Annotated in this window: 16 protein-coding genes; 9 read left to right on the forward strand and 7 right to left on the reverse strand. The window is 62.1% G+C overall.

Features of this window, described 5'->3' with window-relative positions; genetic code table 11:
- Positions 1-343: 343 nt before the first annotated feature.
- The 4 genes from ACQKIK_RS10370 (at position 344) to ACQKIK_RS10385 (ending at position 5,408) form a co-directional block, all read left to right on the forward strand.
- A complete protein-coding gene (locus ACQKIK_RS10370; protein WP_064480956.1) occupies positions 344-1,105 on the forward strand; it encodes a TerC family protein in 762 nt (253 codons plus the stop codon).
- A gap of 726 nt (positions 1,106-1,831) precedes the next feature.
- The gene (locus tag ACQKIK_RS10375) at positions 1,832-3,160 is read left to right on the forward strand and encodes a flippase (protein WP_064480957.1); all 1,329 of its coding nucleotides are present in this window, start codon (positions 1,832-1,834) and stop codon (positions 3,158-3,160) included.
- Positions 3,157-4,215: a nitroreductase family protein gene (locus tag ACQKIK_RS10380; RefSeq protein WP_064480958.1), complete on the forward strand. Its 1,059-nt coding sequence runs from the start codon at positions 3,157-3,159 to the stop codon at positions 4,213-4,215. The genes ACQKIK_RS10375 and ACQKIK_RS10380 overlap by 4 nt, the downstream gene beginning before the upstream one ends.
- A gap of 8 nt (positions 4,216-4,223) precedes the next feature.
- A complete protein-coding gene (locus ACQKIK_RS10385; protein WP_064480959.1) occupies positions 4,224-5,408 on the forward strand; it encodes a polysaccharide pyruvyl transferase family protein in 1,185 nt (394 codons plus the stop codon).
- Between the two features lie 35 nt (positions 5,409-5,443).
- On the opposite strand, the gene ACQKIK_RS10390 is transcribed toward ACQKIK_RS10385, so the two are convergent.
- The 6 genes from ACQKIK_RS10390 to coxB are packed head-to-tail and all read right to left on the reverse strand — an operon-like array spanning position 5,444 to position 11,900.
- Positions 5,444-6,052 (reverse strand): DedA family protein, encoded by a 609-nt coding sequence (locus ACQKIK_RS10390; RefSeq protein WP_046163366.1) that lies wholly within the window; start codon positions 6,050-6,052, stop codon positions 5,444-5,446.
- A 3-nt stretch (positions 6,053-6,055) separates the two neighbouring features.
- Positions 6,056-7,327: a c-type cytochrome gene (locus ACQKIK_RS10395; RefSeq protein WP_196766721.1), complete on the reverse strand. Its 1,272-nt coding sequence runs from the start codon at positions 7,325-7,327 to the stop codon at positions 6,056-6,058.
- The gene (locus tag ACQKIK_RS10400) at positions 7,308-7,913 is read right to left on the reverse strand and encodes a cytochrome c oxidase assembly protein (RefSeq protein ID WP_256586128.1); all 606 of its coding nucleotides are present in this window, start codon (positions 7,911-7,913) and stop codon (positions 7,308-7,310) included. Before ACQKIK_RS10400 ends, ACQKIK_RS10395 begins: the two co-directional genes overlap by 20 nt.
- A gap of 20 nt (positions 7,914-7,933) precedes the next feature.
- A complete protein-coding gene (locus tag ACQKIK_RS10405; protein ID WP_064480962.1) occupies positions 7,934-8,359 on the reverse strand; it encodes a hypothetical protein in 426 nt (141 codons plus the stop codon).
- On the reverse strand, positions 8,356-10,884 hold the full coding sequence (gene ctaD / locus ACQKIK_RS10410; RefSeq protein ID WP_064480963.1) for a cytochrome c oxidase subunit I: 2,529 nt from the start codon (positions 10,882-10,884) through the stop codon (positions 8,356-8,358). The genes ACQKIK_RS10405 and ctaD overlap by 4 nt, the downstream gene beginning before the upstream one ends.
- Complete coding sequence (coxB, locus tag ACQKIK_RS10415) at positions 10,881-11,900, reverse strand: cytochrome c oxidase subunit II (RefSeq protein WP_064480964.1); 1,020 nt, start codon at positions 11,898-11,900, stop codon at positions 10,881-10,883. Before coxB ends, ctaD begins: the two co-directional genes overlap by 4 nt.
- A gap of 138 nt (positions 11,901-12,038) precedes the next feature.
- Here coxB and ACQKIK_RS10420 point away from each other — a divergent pair, with 138 nt between their 5' ends.
- Positions 12,039-12,692 (forward strand): DUF2238 domain-containing protein, encoded by a 654-nt coding sequence (locus ACQKIK_RS10420; protein WP_064480965.1) that lies wholly within the window; start codon positions 12,039-12,041, stop codon positions 12,690-12,692.
- 15 nt (positions 12,693-12,707) lie between these two features.
- On the opposite strand, the gene ACQKIK_RS10425 is transcribed toward ACQKIK_RS10420, so the two are convergent.
- Entirely contained in the window at positions 12,708-13,115 is a 408-nt protein-coding gene (locus tag ACQKIK_RS10425; RefSeq protein ID WP_064480966.1) for a VanZ family protein, read from the reverse strand.
- A gap of 283 nt (positions 13,116-13,398) precedes the next feature.
- On the opposite strand from ACQKIK_RS10425, the gene ACQKIK_RS10430 reads away from it, so the two are divergent.
- Genes ACQKIK_RS10430 through ACQKIK_RS10445 form a run of 4 tightly spaced genes read left to right on the forward strand, consistent with a single transcriptional unit; the run spans position 13,399 to position 16,941 of the window.
- A complete protein-coding gene (locus ACQKIK_RS10430; protein WP_064480967.1) occupies positions 13,399-14,601 on the forward strand; it encodes an MlaE family ABC transporter permease in 1,203 nt (400 codons plus the stop codon).
- Complete coding sequence (locus tag ACQKIK_RS10435; protein ID WP_045423267.1) at positions 14,598-15,386, forward strand: ABC transporter ATP-binding protein; 789 nt, start codon at positions 14,598-14,600, stop codon at positions 15,384-15,386. The genes ACQKIK_RS10430 and ACQKIK_RS10435 overlap by 4 nt, the downstream gene beginning before the upstream one ends.
- Complete coding sequence (locus tag ACQKIK_RS10440; RefSeq protein ID WP_045423264.1) at positions 15,386-16,324, forward strand: MlaD family protein; 939 nt, start codon at positions 15,386-15,388, stop codon at positions 16,322-16,324. Before ACQKIK_RS10435 ends, ACQKIK_RS10440 begins: the two co-directional genes overlap by 1 nt.
- Complete coding sequence (locus tag ACQKIK_RS10445; protein WP_064480968.1) at positions 16,321-16,941, forward strand: ABC-type transport auxiliary lipoprotein family protein; 621 nt, start codon at positions 16,321-16,323, stop codon at positions 16,939-16,941. The genes ACQKIK_RS10440 and ACQKIK_RS10445 overlap by 4 nt, the downstream gene beginning before the upstream one ends.
- Positions 16,942-16,976: the final 35 nt, after the last annotated feature.

Below are 16,976 nucleotides of genomic sequence, written 5' to 3' on the forward strand. Positions count from 1 at the left end.
GAGGAGTGCACACAACGCTATCTGAAAGGCGTTCATTTCGAAAACTCGAGGAATGGTGGAGAAGGTGCGCCAATACTGCCGCCCCACTATGCAATACCTGCTCCGTCCGGCAATCCATTAGATCTAGGTCGAGTAGCGACTGAAGTGTGTATGGTTTTGAGGGCTTAACGTCACTGCCGCTTCTTGCGTCGGCGCGAACACTTATCGACACAACAGCCGACCAAATGACTTGATACAAATCGGGCCGAGTGCTCGGGCCTCGCCAGGATGGTTTGTGGCTATGATTTTGCTCCCCATCCGATTCCGGCGTGGGTTCTGATCGCAAACCTTCTTGAGAGTCTTGATGGAATCGCTTATTCAGCTTTTTTCCGAACCTACCACCTGGGTGGCTCTGGCCACGTTGATTGCCATGGAAGTGGTACTTGGTATCGATAACCTAATCTTCATCTCCATCCTGACCAACAAGCTTCCCGAGCATCAGCGCGAGCGTGCCAGACGCATCGGTATCGGCTTGGCGTTGGTGCTGCGGCTGGGCCTGCTAGGTACCGTAGCCTGGATTGTTCAGTTGACCGAGCCGGTAATCGAACTGTTCGGAAACGCCTTGTCCTGGAAGGACATGATTCTGATTGCGGGTGGTTTGTTTCTGTTGTGGAAGGCCACGAAAGAAATTCACCACACCATGGACCCAACCCCTGGCGGCGACATGTTTGAGGGCAAGCCGCTCGAGAACGCGGTCACGATGGGTTTCAGTGCAGCCATCGCGCAGATACTGCTACTTGATCTGGTGTTTTCCATCGACAGCATCATTACTGCGGTTGGCATGACCGAACATGTCTCGATCATGGTGATCGCTGTCGTCGTCGCAGTGACCGTGATGCTCGTTGCCGCTAATCCGTTGGCCAAGTTCATCAACGATAACCCTACGGTTGTGATGCTCGCCCTGGGCTTTCTGATCATGATCGGTATGACGCTCATTGCCGAAGGCTTCGGCGCGCATGTACCGAAGGGCTATGTGTATGCAGCAATGGCATTCTCGGCCGGTATAGAGGTGCTGAACATACTGTCCCGACGCGCCAAGCGAAAGCCGCCTGAGTCGGCTCGTTAGAACCATTCTGTCGATGTCCGGCCTAGCTGGGCGTACTAGGGCTGCGTAACCACAGGAGCGAGGTTAGTTCGGATGCCCAGCGCCAGCAGCCTGCACACAGCAACCGGCCATGCAATTTAGCCGCACGTAGCTCCCGCACCACCGGTAAGCCAGAAACAAAAAAGCCCCGCATCAAACGATGCGGGGCTCTTCTGTTTGGGCTGAGTCCTGTCCCTTCGGCCGCTCCGAGCAGCGATTCCTTGCGTCAGTCCTGACGCTTCGCGAGTCCTTCGCGGCAGCCTTGCACCAGCTGAAAGTCACTTCGCTGGTCGCCGAGCTAGGCGTTCCATGGCACACCGAAATGGGTCAGGGAGCGGCTAGCAGCGGCAGCAGGGTTAAGAGGGGCAGTGATGGCAAAAGTTCCACTTTTAGAATGAAAAGGCCATCAGATTAATCACAGCGAGACGAATCGGTGCCTTCGATTGGCCATCAGCCCCGACTGGCTGCGTTCGGCGAGGCAGGTTTTCACCTAGTCATCTCTCCTGTAATCAGCCAGACATTTGCCGGCAGCCGATTCGCTCTAGAGGCTCTTGGCCAGCCTTTAGTGGATTGCACCGCGATCCATTTCCAAATGTCTGCGTCCGGAACATGCCAGACAAAACGCGGTCTGCTGTGCGTCGCCACTCCAGCGCAACTGAAGGCAATGCTTGCCACCACGGAGCCAGCCTTGAGGAGCCGAGCCACTCGATGAGCGCTATCACCACCCTCTTCCACAAACTCAAGCTGTACCTGTTCAATGCTTCATGGATGATGGCGGAGCGGCTGCTGAACATCGGCGTGGGCTTTCTCATGGCGATTGTGCTGGCCCGCTATCTGGGACCGGAACAGTTCGGGATTCTCGCTTACGCCATTTCCATGACCGCGATCTTCGCCTCGGCCGGTCACATGGGACTGGCAGGCCTGGTGGTGCGCGAGGTGGTGAAGCAGCCGGACAAGGTTCCGGAGACGCTGGGCACCACCTTCATGCTTAAGCTGACCGGCATGACCCTCGGTTTCATTCTGGTCTTCGTTTACGCGTGGATGTTCGAAGAAGTTGGCGGCACCGAGTTCTGGATGCTGCTGATCGTCGCCTCGGCGATCTTCTTCCAGACGTTCGACGTGGTGGAATACTGGTTTCAGTCCCAGGTGCAGGCCCGCTATCCGGCCATCGCCAAGTCCAGCGCAATACTGCTCTCGGCAGGCCTCAAGCTGTTGATGGTCGTCAGCGGCGCCGGCGTCATAGCCTTCGCCTTCGCGCATACCGCGCAGTTCATCATCGCCGCGGTGATCCTCGCGCTGCTCTACAAAGGCACCACCACGGTCTCGCTGATGAGCTGGAAGGCCAGCTTCGCTAAGGCCAAGGAGCTGCTCAGCCAGGGCTGGATTCTGTACCTTGGTTCGATCTTCGCAGTGATCTACATGAAGATTGATCAGGTCATGCTCAAGTGGATGGTGGGTGCCGAGGAGGTGGGCGTTTATGCCGTGGCCGCACAGCTCTCCGAGGCCTGGTACTTCCTGCCAATCGCCATCGTCGCGTCGTTCTTCCCCAAGCTGATCAAGCTGCATGCGGCCGACCTGGCGCTATTCAACAAGCGCTTCCAGCAGCTCTTCGACGTCCTGTTCATTCTCGCCATTGCCGTGGCGGTGCTGGTGTCGCTCGTCGCCGAACCTGTGATCGCCCTGCTGTTCGGCGACGAGTACCAGAACTCCGCCTCGATCCTCACCATCCATATCTGGGCCGGCGTGTTCATCTTCATGCGCGCGGCGTTCAGCCGTTGGATCTTGATTGAGGGCGCACTGATGTTTTCGCTGATCACCCAGGGCCTCGGCGCGCTGGCCAATGTCGGCCTCAACCTGCTGCTGATCCCTCGTTACGGGGGTGAAGGCGCCGCCATGGCCACGCTCATTTCTTATGCGGTTGCTTCGTACGCTGCACTGCTGGTGCACAAGAAGACCCGCCCGGTGTTTTACATGATGACTAAGTCGATGTTCAGCCCGGTCCGTTACGCATTCAACGCCGTAGGAGCCACCCGATGAGCCTCATGTCGCTCGCCAGAGCCTTGCCTGATCCCGTCAAGAACGCCATCAAGGCAACCCGGGATAACACTGGCCTGGCCCTGGTCCGCCTGTTTTCCTCCAGCGGCTTCCTGTCTTCTGTCTATTACTGCCTGATCAGCCGTGAGTTCGACCGGGAGCACCGTGCGGTGCTGCTGGGCCGACTGCATTTCGCTCAGCGCATGCGCGGCAAGGGCGAGAACGATGCTTTCCTGCGGCGCAACGTGCATCGCCTGGAGAAGGGACTGATCATGCGTCCGCGACGCAGCACCTTTGCCGAGGATTACATCGGCCCGACGGTTCGCTGCTATGCCGATGCGACCCGGGCCGGCGTGGTCAACGGCCAACAGCGCTGGGCCAACGATGTACTTACTGACTATTTCTCAGCCGTTGGCAGCACGCCGCGCATCGACTCGGCCAAGCGCGCCTTCACCAGCACCGAGAACCCCGACCAAACCAACCGCTGCGTGCCCTATCCCCACAGCCAACTGCCGGACTGCCCGGTTAGCTATGACGAGCTGATGGTGCTGTTCCGCCGTCGCCGCTCGGTTCGCTGGTATCAGGACAAGCCGGTCAGCAATGAGCTGGTCGAACAGGCGGTAAGCGCCGCGGCTCTGGCGCCATCGGCCTGCAACCGCCAGCCGTTTCGCTTCTATGTCAGCAACGGCAAGGAAAAGGCCGCCGAGGTCGCCAAGTGCGCCGGCGGCACGGCGGGTTTCCACGACAATTTGCCCTGCGTGATCGCAGTAGTCGGCGACCTGGGCTGCTATCCAGAGGCACGCGACCGCCACGTGGTCTATATCGACGGCTCGCTGGCTGCCATGCAGCTGATGCTGGCACTGGAAAGCCTGGGCTTGTCGAGCTGCTCGATCAACTGGCCTGACGTCGAAGAAAGAGAACGTCAACTGGCGAAAATACTGGGCTTGGCCTACCAGGAGCGTACCGTGATGCTCCTCGCGGTGGGCTATGCCGATCCAACGGGAGGGATTCCATATTCGGACAAGAAGACCGCAGACGACTTGATTGTATTCAACTGAGGTAAGCGATGATTATCGAGATCAGAAAGGCAGGCTTCGTCAATAAAGGCGCTGAGCTGATGTTGCACGCGGCGTTGCAGAAACTGAGGACCCGGTATCCGGACGCTACCTTCGTGATGGCCCCGACCCCGAAAAAAGCCGAGCAGCCGTTCCGCAAGCTGGTCCAGCTGGGTTTCTATCCCAAGGCTTGGCTGTGGCGCTACGGCATCCAGTGGGGCACGCTGGCCAACTTTGCGCCACGTCCGCTGCGCGAGATGTACGGCGTGGTGCTGGATAAAGAAGTCGACGTGGTCATCGATGCGGCGGGCTTCGCCTACAGCGATCAGTGGGGCGAGGATCCTTGTGCGGAGCTGGCGCAGTCAACCAAGCGCTGGCACAAGAACGGCACCCGGGTGATCCTGATGCCACAAGCGCTTGGGCCGTTCAAATCGGAGAAAAACCGGGCGGCAATGAAAACGGTGGTCGATAACGTCGACCTGATTTTCCCTCGCGAGCGCGTGTCCTACGAGCATCTCACCGAGCTGGTGGGTGAGCAGGCGAAGATCAAGCAATCACCGGACTTCACCAACCTCATCACCGGTGTGCTGCCGCAGGGCTTCGATACCGAGCAGAACCGTTTCTGCATCGTCCCCAACTGCCGAATGCTGGACAAGACCGACCAGAAGACGCGCGATGCCTACCTGCCGTTCCTGATCAGCTGCACGCGCTACTTGCTGGAAAAGGGCGCCAAGCCTTTCGTGCTGGTGCACGAAGGCAAGGACGATCAGCGCCTGGCTGACGAACTGTCAGCGGCGGTAGGCGGCATTCCAATCGTCAAGGAGAGCGGCGCACTGGAAATCAAAGGCATCCTCGGCGCCTGCAGCGGCACCCTGGGCAGTCGTTTCCACGGGCTGGTCAGCGCGCTATCCCAAGGCGTGCCAGCCTTGGCCACGGGCTGGAGCCACAAGTACCAGATGCTGTTCGAAGACTACGGTTTCCCTGAAGGCCTGGTTCAGGTCACCACCGATGAGGCGGAAATCAAGCGCAAGATCGACCTGGTGACGGATGATGCCGCGCGGATCCAGGCGTTGATCCAGACCCGTACCGCTCAGCTCAAGCAACAATCCGAGCAGATGTGGCAGCAGGTCTTCGCCGTGATCGATCAGTGTCAGCGTACACACCAGACGCAGCACCACACCGCTGGCGCGGCCTGAGTGACCACCGTGGCGCCGCGAACGGGCGTCACGGTCTACTGTTTTTTGCTGGCGAACCGCTGACGAATCAGCCGGTACAGGTAGTAGAGCACCATCAACACTACAATCGCGGTGGAAACCGGATTGAGGTACTCCGAGACCTTCTGGTACTGCGACTCAAGCAGGTAACCGGCCAGCGCCAGCAGCGCCGTCCAGATCAGCGAACCCAGCGTCGAATAGATCAGGAATTTGGTCATCGACATTCCGGCGATACCCGCTGGCACCGAAATCAGGGTGCGCACCGCCGGAATCAGGCGACCAAAGAACACCGCGCCCTTGCCGTGGCGATCGAACCATTCGCTGGCCTTATCGACGTCCTCCGGCGACAGGGTCAACCAGTGCCCCCAGCGTTCGGCAAAATGCTTCATGCGCTTCTGGCCGAGTTTGGCGCCGGCGTAGTACCAGGGCAGCGCACCGACCACTGAGCCAGCAGTGCCGACCAGAATCACCGCGATGAAGTTGAGATCACCCCGTGCCGCGACGAAGCCCGCCAGTGGCATGATCAGCTCCGACGGGATGGGCGGGAAGATGTTCTCCAGCAACATCAGCAGGAAAACCCCGACGTAGCCCAATGCCGAAACGATTTCCACGATTTTGTCGAACATCGGTTACCTCTTCTTTTGCGGTAAAGGGGTCTGCGCGGACGGCTCGGTGCGGGTTGGGGCGGGCTTATCGAGCGCCCCGGCCACCTTTGCCGGCAACGACGCGTAGTAATCGGCCAGTGCCTGCATCTGCTCCGGCGTGAGCCGCTGCGCGGCGCTGTGCATGATATGGGCGTACCCCGTACCGCCACGCTTACCCGCCGTGAACAGCTCCAGCTGCAAGTTCAGGTAGCGAGCGTACTGCCCGGCGATGTTCGGATACATCGGATTGCGAGGACCGTCCTTGGGCCCGTGGCAGTGGACGCAGGACGGGATGCCGCGTTCACGCACACCGCGCTCCGCCAGCGACAGGCCCTGGGCCAGGATGTCCGGCGTCGGCTCTGGAGCGTCCGTGCGACTGACTGGCGGCAGATCGGCGTAATGCTGCGCCAGTGCTTCGAGCACCGCCGGCTCCAGACCTGCGGCGATCGGCTGCATGATGCCACTATGCCGCTCGCCGCTTGCGTAGGCCTGCAGCGCACCGAGCAAATATGCCTCGCTCTGCCCGGCCAATCGGGGGAACGCGCCCTCGCCCCGGCCGCCGCCATCTTCGGCATGGCAACGGTTGCAGTTGGCCAACACCGGACCGAGCGGATCCTTCAGCGGCCGCAGATGATCGGGCGTGACGGGTTTGGCGGTCTCTTCGCTGCGCCCGCCCAGCGCAAGCTGCTTATAGCGCTCTGGCGACATGCTCGGCATCGCCTGGAGGAATGCCACCACGGCCCAGACCTCATCGTCCCTTTTCTGCGCGGGCCAGGCCGGCATGGCGGTGAATTTCACGCCATTCTTCACAATCCAGAACAGCTCCTGCGGCTCCCAGTGCTCGATCCGCGGCGGCAAGTAAGGCGGCTCGGGGGTCATCTGCTGGACGATCAGCGAACGTTCCTGGCCGGGGCCGCCATGGCAGGCCAGGCAGCCCGTGTGATAGTGCCCAGCCCCCTTGAGCACCAACGCCGGATCGTCCAGCGGCGGCACCTTGATGCCCATCGACTGCGTGCTCACCGCACGACGCATGGCGTAGTGCAGCATCCAGCCGGTCGCCTTCCAGTGACCCGAGCTGGCACTGATCGAGACCAGTCCCAGCGAAACCAGCACGAACGCGCCCGTCCCCGCCAGCGCTGCCATCAACGCGATGGCCGCCACAACGCGCTTCCACGAGCCACCGGTCAGCCAGCACAGCCAGCGCCGCAGCGGCGCCGAGCATCGCCGGACCATGCGTTTAGCTGACTGAAAAGGCATTGCGCTTGTCCTGTAAAAGCCCGAAAAGCAGATACAACCCGCCGATGAGATAGGCGCTGCCGCCAAAAGCCAACATGATCACGCCGCCCATCTGTTGATCCTCGAGCGGGCTCATGCCTGAGAGTGCCGAGCCGGTGTGCTCGAACAGCGGTCGGCTCGACATCGCCAGCAGCACGCCGAGCAGCGTCATGTGCATCGAGGTCAGCAGCAGGCCGGCAATGCCGGCCAGCGCGCGCTGATGACGCACACCGCCAAATGCCGCGAGCCAGACCAACAGCCCAACGAACAGATAGCTGCCCTGTTCCAACAACTCCGCCGATTGCGAGGTGCGCGCCGCATGGTGCAGCGCCGGCATGTGCCAGGCCCAAACCACGAACAACTCGATCACCGAAGCCAGGATCGGCGAGAACAGAAACGGGATGTGATTGGAGAAATCAAACCGGCCGCCAGCAAGGCCGATCGCCAGTAACGGCGCCGCCACCGCCACCACCATCACGTGCATCAGCATATGGCCGACGAACAGCCGATCGGCCATGTCGGGCAAGGGCCCGAGCCAGACTGCCCCCAGCGTGGTCAGGCCGAGCATGAACGACAGGCGCCGCCAGATCATGCGCAGCTCCTGATGAACACCACGCTCAAGGCGACGAAAATCGTCGCCACGAAGCTCAGGCCGCTCAACAGCAGCGTCGAAAATCCAAGGAAGCGATGGCGATCGCCGGGCGTGTCGAAATCATGCGGCGCCGTTGCATGCCCAAAGGAGTGGTGACGCCAGCCTTTCCAGCCGGTCAATCCAATGCCGACCAGCGCGATCAATGTCAGCACGCCGATGGCGAGGCGAATGTCGCCCAGCTCGCCGCTGCGGCCCGCCACCTTCGCGCACCACACGGACACAGCCAGATAGGACAGCAGAAAATGCGCCGCCCAGATGGTCGGGCTGAAGGTGATCAGCCAGAGGGTGTCGCGCTCTTGCGGCGGTGCTTCAGGGGCTTGCTGATCGCCATTCCGTTGCTGTTCGCTCAGGTTTTCACTCATAGCACCTCCGGAAAGCCGGCGATGACCGCGACGGTCACGCCGACGGTGATGAGCATGAAATGCCAGTACAATGCGATATTGCGGATATCGATGTCATGCACCGCCGTCATCCGGCCGGCCGCACGTCGCGCCAAGCAATAGAGCTGCATGATCAGGCCGATGGACAGGTGTATCAGGCACCAGAGCACCAGCACCCACACCGTGGCGGGATAGACATTGCTGGTGGGATCGAGGCCGCTGAAATGCGGCCCGGCCCACATGGAGTATGCCCCCGCCAGGGTGCAGATCGCCGCCAACCCCAGCGAGCCGTAGAAGCCCGCCGCCTGATCGCGAAAGTTGCAGCGGCGCGCCAGCAGCGTCAGCGCCCAGGAGGCGGCGATCAATCCCAGTCCCAGTACCGGCCAGAACACGCCGGGGCCGGCGGCATCGGCGGGCGGGAAATTCTCATGCACGGTCCAGAAGAAGAAGTAGCCGAACACCAGACTGCCGAAGGCGCTCATGTCGCCGATCATGGTGATAAAGGTGGCCCACCAGCCCACCGACTTTGCGCCGGAGGCATAGAGCGGCACCGTCACGTCCAGGCCGATATCCTTTTTCGGCTTTTCCGGAATCACCGCCGTGCCGGTCCACAGCCAGATGAGGATGGTGATCAGCGCAAGGCCACCGCTGACCAGCGCCGCGACGTACCAGCTGTAGGTCGCGAAGATGAACAGGCCGCCGGTGAAGATCGCCGCCCACATGCTCAGGAAAGTCGGGCCCGGCACGCGCAGGCACTGGATCGGCTCGGCATCGATGATGCTGCTGATCAGGGTCTCGCGTTTGCCCTCCTCGGCGTCGGGCAGGTAAAAGCGCCCAGCATCGACGTCGCGCATCAGGTCCGGCTGGTCCCACAGTGGGTAGCGGCTCTTGATGATCGGAATCGAACGCGCGCCCCAGGGCATGCCGGGCATTTCTGCGAGCCATTCGAGGGTCCCGGCGTTCCACGGATTGCGCTTGCTGTAGGGCTGCTTGCCCTTGGGCCGCATGACGTCCCAGACCAGCACCGCGACGCCGGCGGCGAGGATGAAGGCGCCCACCGTCGACACCATATTCAGCACGTCAAAGCCCATACCCGGCGCGTAGGTGTAGACGCGCCGCGGCATCCCGAGTAGACCGGTGAAGTGCATGGGCAGGAAGGCGATGTTGAAGCCGATGAACATCAGCCAGAAGGCGATCCGCCCGAGCCGGTCGGACAGCGTCTTGCTGCGCGCCAGCGGGAAGAAGTAGTAGAGGCCAGCGATGACCGGGAACAGCATGCCGCCGATCAGCACGTAGTGCAGATGCGCGACGATGAAATAGGTGTCGTGCGCCTGGAAGTCGAACGGCGCCAGCGCCACCATCACACCGGTCAGGCCGCCCAGCACGAAGATCGCCAGCGCACCGGCGACGAACAGCATCGGCACCGATTTGACGAAGCGTCCCGCCAATGCTGTCGCGAGGAAACAGAAGATCTGCACCCCAGTGGGGATCGCCACCGCTTCGGACGCTGCCGAGAAGAAGGCCAGCGAGATGCCCGGCATCCCGGTGGTGAACATGTGGTGGACCCACAGCCCGAAACTGATGAAGCCGGTGCCGACCGCTGCCAGCACGATGAAGCTGTAGCCAACAATGGGCCGCCCGGCAGCGGTGGGCACGATGGTCGCCACCAGCGCCACGGCAGGCAGGAAGATGATGTAGACCTCGGGGTGGCCGAAGATCCAGAACAGGTGCTGCCAGAGCAGCGGGTCGCCGCCACGGCTGGCATCGAAGAACGGCCAGTCAAATGCGCGCTCCAGCTCGAACAAGAGGTCGCCCGCGATCAGCGGTGGAAACGCGAACAGGATCATTCCCGCGACCACCAGGATGTACCAGGAATACAGCGGAATCAGGTTGATGCGCATACCCGGCGGCCGTGTTTTCAGCACGCCGACGATCAACTCCACCGCCGCCGCGATCGAAGACACTTCGATGAATGACAGCCCGAGCAGCCAGATATCCGCGCCGAGGCCGTCCTGATAGGTGGTGGTGAGCGGCGGGTACATGAACCAGCCACCCTGCGGCGCGACGCCGAAAAAGATCGAGCCACAAACGAACACGCCACCAATGATGAAACACCAGAAGCCATACGCTGACAGGCGCGGGAACGGCAAGTCTCGTGCGCCGAGCATCTGCGGCAGGATCAGGATGGAGAAGGCCTCGAAAATCGGCACGCCGAAGAGAAACATCATCACCGAGCCGTGCAGCGTGAACACCTGGTTATAGGTTTCGGCCGACAGGAAATCGTTATTCGGCACCGCCAGCTGAGCGCGAATCAACATCGCCAGCACGCCGGCAAAGAGGAAAAACAGGAAGGACACGCCGGTGTACCAGAGGCCCACCTCGGTGTTGTTTACCGCAGACCAGTAACGCCAGCCGGTGGGTGTCTTCCAGGCTGCGGCCAGGCGTTCGGCCTGCCCTTTGGCGCGGGCTTCGTCCTGCGGGTCGCGGTATGCAATCGGCTCGCTCATTCAAGGCCCTTCAGGTAATGCGCCATGGCGCTCAGCTGTGCCTCAGGCAGCATGCCGAAGGCGGGCATTTTCACGTCTGGCTTGATCGCGCTGCTGTGGCCGATCCAGCGCCGGAAGGCGTCGACATCAGCCGGCAGCGTGCCGGCTGCCAGGGTCAGGCGGCTGCCGACGTGGGTCAGGTCGGGCCCGACCGTGCCGTCGGCGGCAGTGCCGCGAATTTGGTGACAGGCACCGCAGCCATTGGCGAGAAAGGCCTGCTGGCCCGCCTGCTGCAATTCCGTTTCCGGTTGCTGCGCGGGCTTGGCCTGTTCGGCTAGCCATTGATCGAAGGCCTCACGGGTCATCACCACTACGGCGAAATTCATCAGCGCATGGGAGGTGCCGCAGTATTCGGCGCAGGCGCCACGGAAGGTGCCGGTCTCGGTCGGCTCCAGCACCAGCTCGTTGACCCGACCGGGGATCATGTCGACCTTGCCGCCCAGCGATGGGATCCAGAACGAGTGGATCACGTCCGGGCTGGTCAGGCTGAAGGCCACCCGCTCACCCACCGGCAGTCTTATTTCATTCGCCAGTTCAACGGCCTCCCCCGCATCGGTCCGGTAGCGCACCCGCCACCACCACTGCTCACCCGACACATCGACACGCAGGGCGACATTCTCGGAAGAGCGCAGTTGCGGCATCAGCATCAGCCCGTAAATCAGCAGGCCGGTCAGAACCACGACGGGAAAAATGATGCCGCCACCGATGATCAGCCAACGGGCACTGCGGATACCGTGAGCTTCCGGGTGTGCCTGGGTGGCATACAGGGCGATGCCCATCACCACCAGCCAAATGACCAGCGCACCGCCCGCCATCCACCAGAACAGCGTGGCGATGCTCTGCGCGCCGGCACCAGCGGGGTTCAGCGCCGATTGCTGGCCGTCGCACCCCACCAGCACCGCACTCAACAGCAACAGGCAGACGCCACGCGGCTGCAAGCGTGCTGTGGTGAGGTCGTTTGTTAGGGTCAGCCGCATGGTCCGCCTCGCTGTGGGTCACGTTTTGTGACACTCCTCAGGCGGGAAAAGTTGGATAACCGGTCGAATTTGTAAGCGGTGGACCCTTAAGTCGTTGCGCTTGTCCTAAAAAACAAGGAAATCGACTTTGGAGAACGCATGGCCACAGACAGACGACACCGACGCTACCTTTTGACCTTGGTCGGCCTGTTCCTGTTGATCTGGGGTGCGCTGGCGATCGATCCGTTCAACCGCCATGACTGGCTGCTGGAGAACCTTTTGGTGGTGGGGTTGGCAGCGGCCTTATTGCTGGGGCACAAGCACTACCTGCCCTCCCGCAGCGCCGCGACGCTGATCTTCCTTTATCTCTGCATTCATCAGCTTGGCGCTCATTACACCTACGCCAACGTGCCTTACAACGATTGGTGGCAGGCGCTGACCGGCGAAGGCTTGAATGAACAGCTGGGTTGGGAGCGCAATCAGTTCGACCGCCTGGCACACTTCAGCTATGGGCTGCTGCTGGCCTATCCGATGCGTGAACTGCTGGTTCGCATGGGCCTGCGCCCTGGATTCTGGAGCCTGGTACTGCCGATAGACATCGTGCTGTCGACCTCGGCGATCTACGAGCTGATCGAGTGGGCAGGCGCGGAAGTCTTAGACGGCGGCCTGGGGCGCACCTTTCTCGCCACTCAGAATGATCGCTGGGACCCACAGAAGGACATCGCCCTGGCGGCCGGCGGCGCGCTGATCGCCATGATCATTACCGGAATCGTCAGCCGAACACGGCGCCGGCATGGCGACTCGGCCGAATGACGACTGTCGCCGGTCTCACGGACGGGCGGTGTCTCCAAGCCGCTCGGGCGACTCGGATGGCTCGGGATCTGTGGTCACGCCGATCCGGCGCAGGTACCACTGATGAGCCACGTATGCGCAACCCCAGCCAAGCAGAACGCCAAGGGTATTAGCGAGCATGTCGCCCAGCGACGCCTGTCGATTGGGCAGCAGGCTCTGCCCTACTTCGATCAGCGTGGCCGCCGCCAGGCTTGCCGCCACGGCCCAGAACACGCTCCACTGCGGAAAGGCCAGGCGCAGCGAGAACATCAGCGCGGCGAAGCCAAGCATGTGATGCAGCTTGTCCTGCTGGTCGAACACCTGGGGAACCGGTTCCGGCCGCAATCCGCTGAAGAGGATGACCGCTAGCACCGCGAGGAACGGCAGGACGCGCAAGTAATTCATAGGCAATCGGTAGCTCTTGCTGAGATCGGGAAGGTGGAGTTGGCAGGGCCCGAATCGCGGGCGTGATGAAGACGTCAACAAAGGCGGCGTAAGATAGCAGCCCCTCGACGCGGCGCGTACCGAGCATGGTCGTCGGCGTGCACGCTATGGAGGTCGGAAGCGGTCGATAGTTCGTGCCGGCCTGTAACAAATTGCGCCCCTATCGACCAACTGCCCATATTCGAAGCCTCAGAGACCTAAACGTAACCTCGTGATCGAGGTCCGAACTGTTAGGATCTGGGCAATGCTACGGGGAACGGCGTATGTCGCCCCGCTACCAGCACTACGGGATACCACTTTGACGCACCCCACTTCGCTGCCAGGCAGTCTGCAGCGGCAGCCGACACAGGACGCCCACGCCACACTCACCATTGGCGGCGACTGGACCCTGCAGCATTATGCGACGCTGCGGCGGGAGATAGAGCGCACGCGCCGCCAGGTCACAGACACCGATCGGGTCGAACTCGATTCGCTTGGCGAGCTGGATACCGCGGGCGCCGGGCTACTGATCGAACTGATCGGCCCCGCACGGGTGGCCCGCCTGAGCGACTGGGCGCCGCAGCTGCCGGCGGAACGCCAAGCCTTGTTGAAAACCGTCGCCGCCGCGCTGGACCAGCCAGAAGCCGAGCAGGCGCCGGCCACCAATGGCTTTGCCGATGTGCTGGCCCATGTTGGACGTACCGTGTCGGGGGTCTGGAATCAACAGCGCACCCTGCTCGGCTTCATTGGCCTGACCCTACAGACCCTGTTCACCGTGCTCCCCAACCCGCGGCGCTGGCGGGTAACCGCGCTGGTGGCGCACATCGAGCAAACCGGGCTGGACGCGATCCCCATCGTCGCCCTGCTGACCTTTCTGGTCGGTGCGGTGGTGGCCTTTCTAGGCGCCACGGTGCTGGCCGACTTCGGCGCGACCATTTATACGGTCAACCTTGTTGCCTTCTCGTTTCTAAGAGAATTTGGCGTGCTGCTGGCGGCGATCCTGCTAGCCGGGCGCACCGCGAGCGCCTTTGCCGCACAGATCGGGGCGATGAAATCCAACGAGGAAATCGACGCCATCCGCACCCTTGGCTTGAGCCCCATCGAGCTGCTGGTACTGCCACGGGTGCTGGCGATGCTGATCACGCTGCCGATCCTGACCTTTATCGGCATTCTCAGCGGCATCGTCGGCGGGCTGGTGGTCTGCTCCTTGGCGCTGGACATTTCGCCCGCCATGTTCTTCACCATCTTGCAGCGCGACATTCCGCTCAACCACTTTCTGGTCGGCATGGCCAAGGCGCCAGTGTTCGCCTTCCTGATCGCAGTGATCGGCTGTCTGGAGGGCTTCAAGGCCAGCGGCAGCGCGCAGTCGGTGGGCGAACACACCACCTCCAGCGTGGTGCAATCGATCTTCATGGTGATCCTGCTCGATGCGGTCGCCGCCCTGTTCTTCATGGAGATGGGCTGGTGAGGACAGACGAACCCGTGATTCAGGTCCAGGGCCTGGTCAATCGCTTCGGCAAACAGGCGGTGCACGTCAATCTCGACCTGGATATCCGTCGCGGCGAGATCCTTGGGGTGGTCGGCGGTTCTGGCACCGGGAAGTCGGTGCTGCTGCGCAGCATCGTCGGCTTGCGCCGGCCCAATGCCGGTAGCGTGAAGGTGTTCGGTGAGAACCTGCTGAAGCTCTCGACCCAGCGCCGCTCGGAAGTCGAGCGGCGCTTCGGCGTGCTGTTCCAGCGCGGCGCCCTGTTCACCTCGCTCAACCTCCAGGAAAACGTTGCCTTGCCGCTGATCGAGCACATCGGCCTCAAACGCGCCGATGCCGAACATCTGGCCCGGCAGAAGCTGGCGCTGGCTGGTCTGCCGCCGGAAGCCGCCTGCAAATATCCCGACGAGTTGTCCGGCGGTATGGTCAAGCGCGCCGCCCTGGCTCGCGCGCTGGCGCTGGATCCGGAGGTGCTGTTTCTCGATGAACCCACTGCGGGCCTCGACCCGATCGGCGCAGCAGCCTTTGACCAGTTGATCCTGACCCTGCGCGATGCGCTGGGCTTCAGCGTATTTCTGGTCACCCACGACCTCGACACGCTGTACACCATCTGCGACCGCATTGCCGTGCTGGCGCAAAAACGCGTACTGGTGGTCGACACGCTGGAAAAGGTCGCCGCCACTGACGACGAATGGATTCGCGAATATTTTCACGGCCCTCGTGGCCGCGCCGCGCACGAAGCCGCGCAACGGTTGGAGAAACCATAATGGAAACTCGCGCCCATCATGTATTGATCGGACTGTTTACCGTGGCAGCCGTCGGCTGCGCCCTGCTCTTCGCCCTGTGGCTGGGCAAATCCAGCATGGACCGGGAATACAGCTATTACGTTATCGGCTTCAGCCAGGCCGTCAGCGGACTGTCGAGTGGCAGCTCGGTGGAATACAGCGGCATCAAGGTCGGCGATGTCACCGAGCTGTGGCTGCAGCCAGACGACCCGCGCAAGGTTCGAGCGCGGATCCGCGTCTACGCCGGCACGCCCATCAAAACCGATACCCAGGCGCGCCTGGCGCTGGCCAATATCACCGGCAGCATGGTCATACAGCTGCACGGCGGTACCCCGGATGCCCCGCGGCTCGAAGGCGACCGCGAAGACCCACCGCTGATTATTGCAGACCCGTCCTCACTCAGCGCACTGCTGGAAAACGGCGAAGACCTGATGAGCAACATCAACAACCTGCTGCTCAGCGCCAACCAGATCTTCTCCGAGGAGAACACCACGCGCCTGAGCCGCACGCTGGAGCACCTGGAACAGGCCACCAGCGTGCTCTCGGAGCAACGCGGCGATCTGTCCCAGACACTCCAGCAATTCAACCAACTGAGCCAACAGGCCAATACCGTGATGGGTGAGCTGTCGAGCCTGACACGCAACGCCAATGACCTGCTCGATGATCAGGGCCGCAGCGTGCTGGACAGCGCAGCGCAGTCAATGAGCGCGCTGGACCGCACCACCTCGCGCCTGGATACCCTGCTCGAAGAAAATCAGGGCGCGCTGAACAATGGCATGCAGGGCTTCAACGAACTCGGCCCGGCGATCAACGAATTGCGCAGCACCCTCGGTGCGCTGCGCCGGGTCACCCAGCGACTGGAAGACAACCCGAGTGGTTTCCTCCTCGGCCGCGACAAACTGCAGGAGTTCAACCCATGAGCCTTCGCCAATCCCTGTCCCGCTTTGCGCTGCTCGGGCTGCTCTCGGCCCTCGCCGCCTGTTCGGTGCTGCCGGAGTCCGAGACCCTGCGAATCTTTTTGCTGCCGACCACACCGATGCCGCAGCAAGCCAGCGAGCCGACCATCCAGCAGGCGCTGCGCATCAACACACCGCAGGCCAGCCGCATTCTCTCTGGCCAGCGCATCGCCGTCGTGCCGCAGGGCAACGAGATCAGTGCCTACGGCGGCGCACGCTGGAGCGACGCTGCGCCGGTGCTGCTGCGCGACCGCCTGATCGAAGCCTTCCAGCGCGACGGGCGCATGCCTTCAGTAAGCAACGAAGACGTCAATCTCTATGCGGACCTCAGCCTGCACAGCGATCTGCGCGCCTTCCAGACCGTCTACATCGACGGCAAGCCGGTGGTGGTGATTACCCTCGATGCGCGGCTGGTCAATCGCAACGACCAGCGCACCCTGGCCAACCGCCGCTTCGAGGTCCGTCAGCCGAGCGCCGACCCCAGCGTGGAAAGTGTGGTCGAGGCCTTCGGCCAGGCCAGCGACCGGCTCAGTGCCGATATTCTCGAATGGACGCTGAGCCATGCCCGACAACTGCCCTGAGCAACTGCCGTACGGTAGGCGTTAATCGCCTCGGA

The sequence above is a fragment of the Pseudomonas sp. NPDC047961 genome (genome assembly GCF_050272435.1).
Classification (GTDB): Bacteria; Pseudomonadota; Gammaproteobacteria; order Pseudomonadales; family Pseudomonadaceae; genus Stutzerimonas.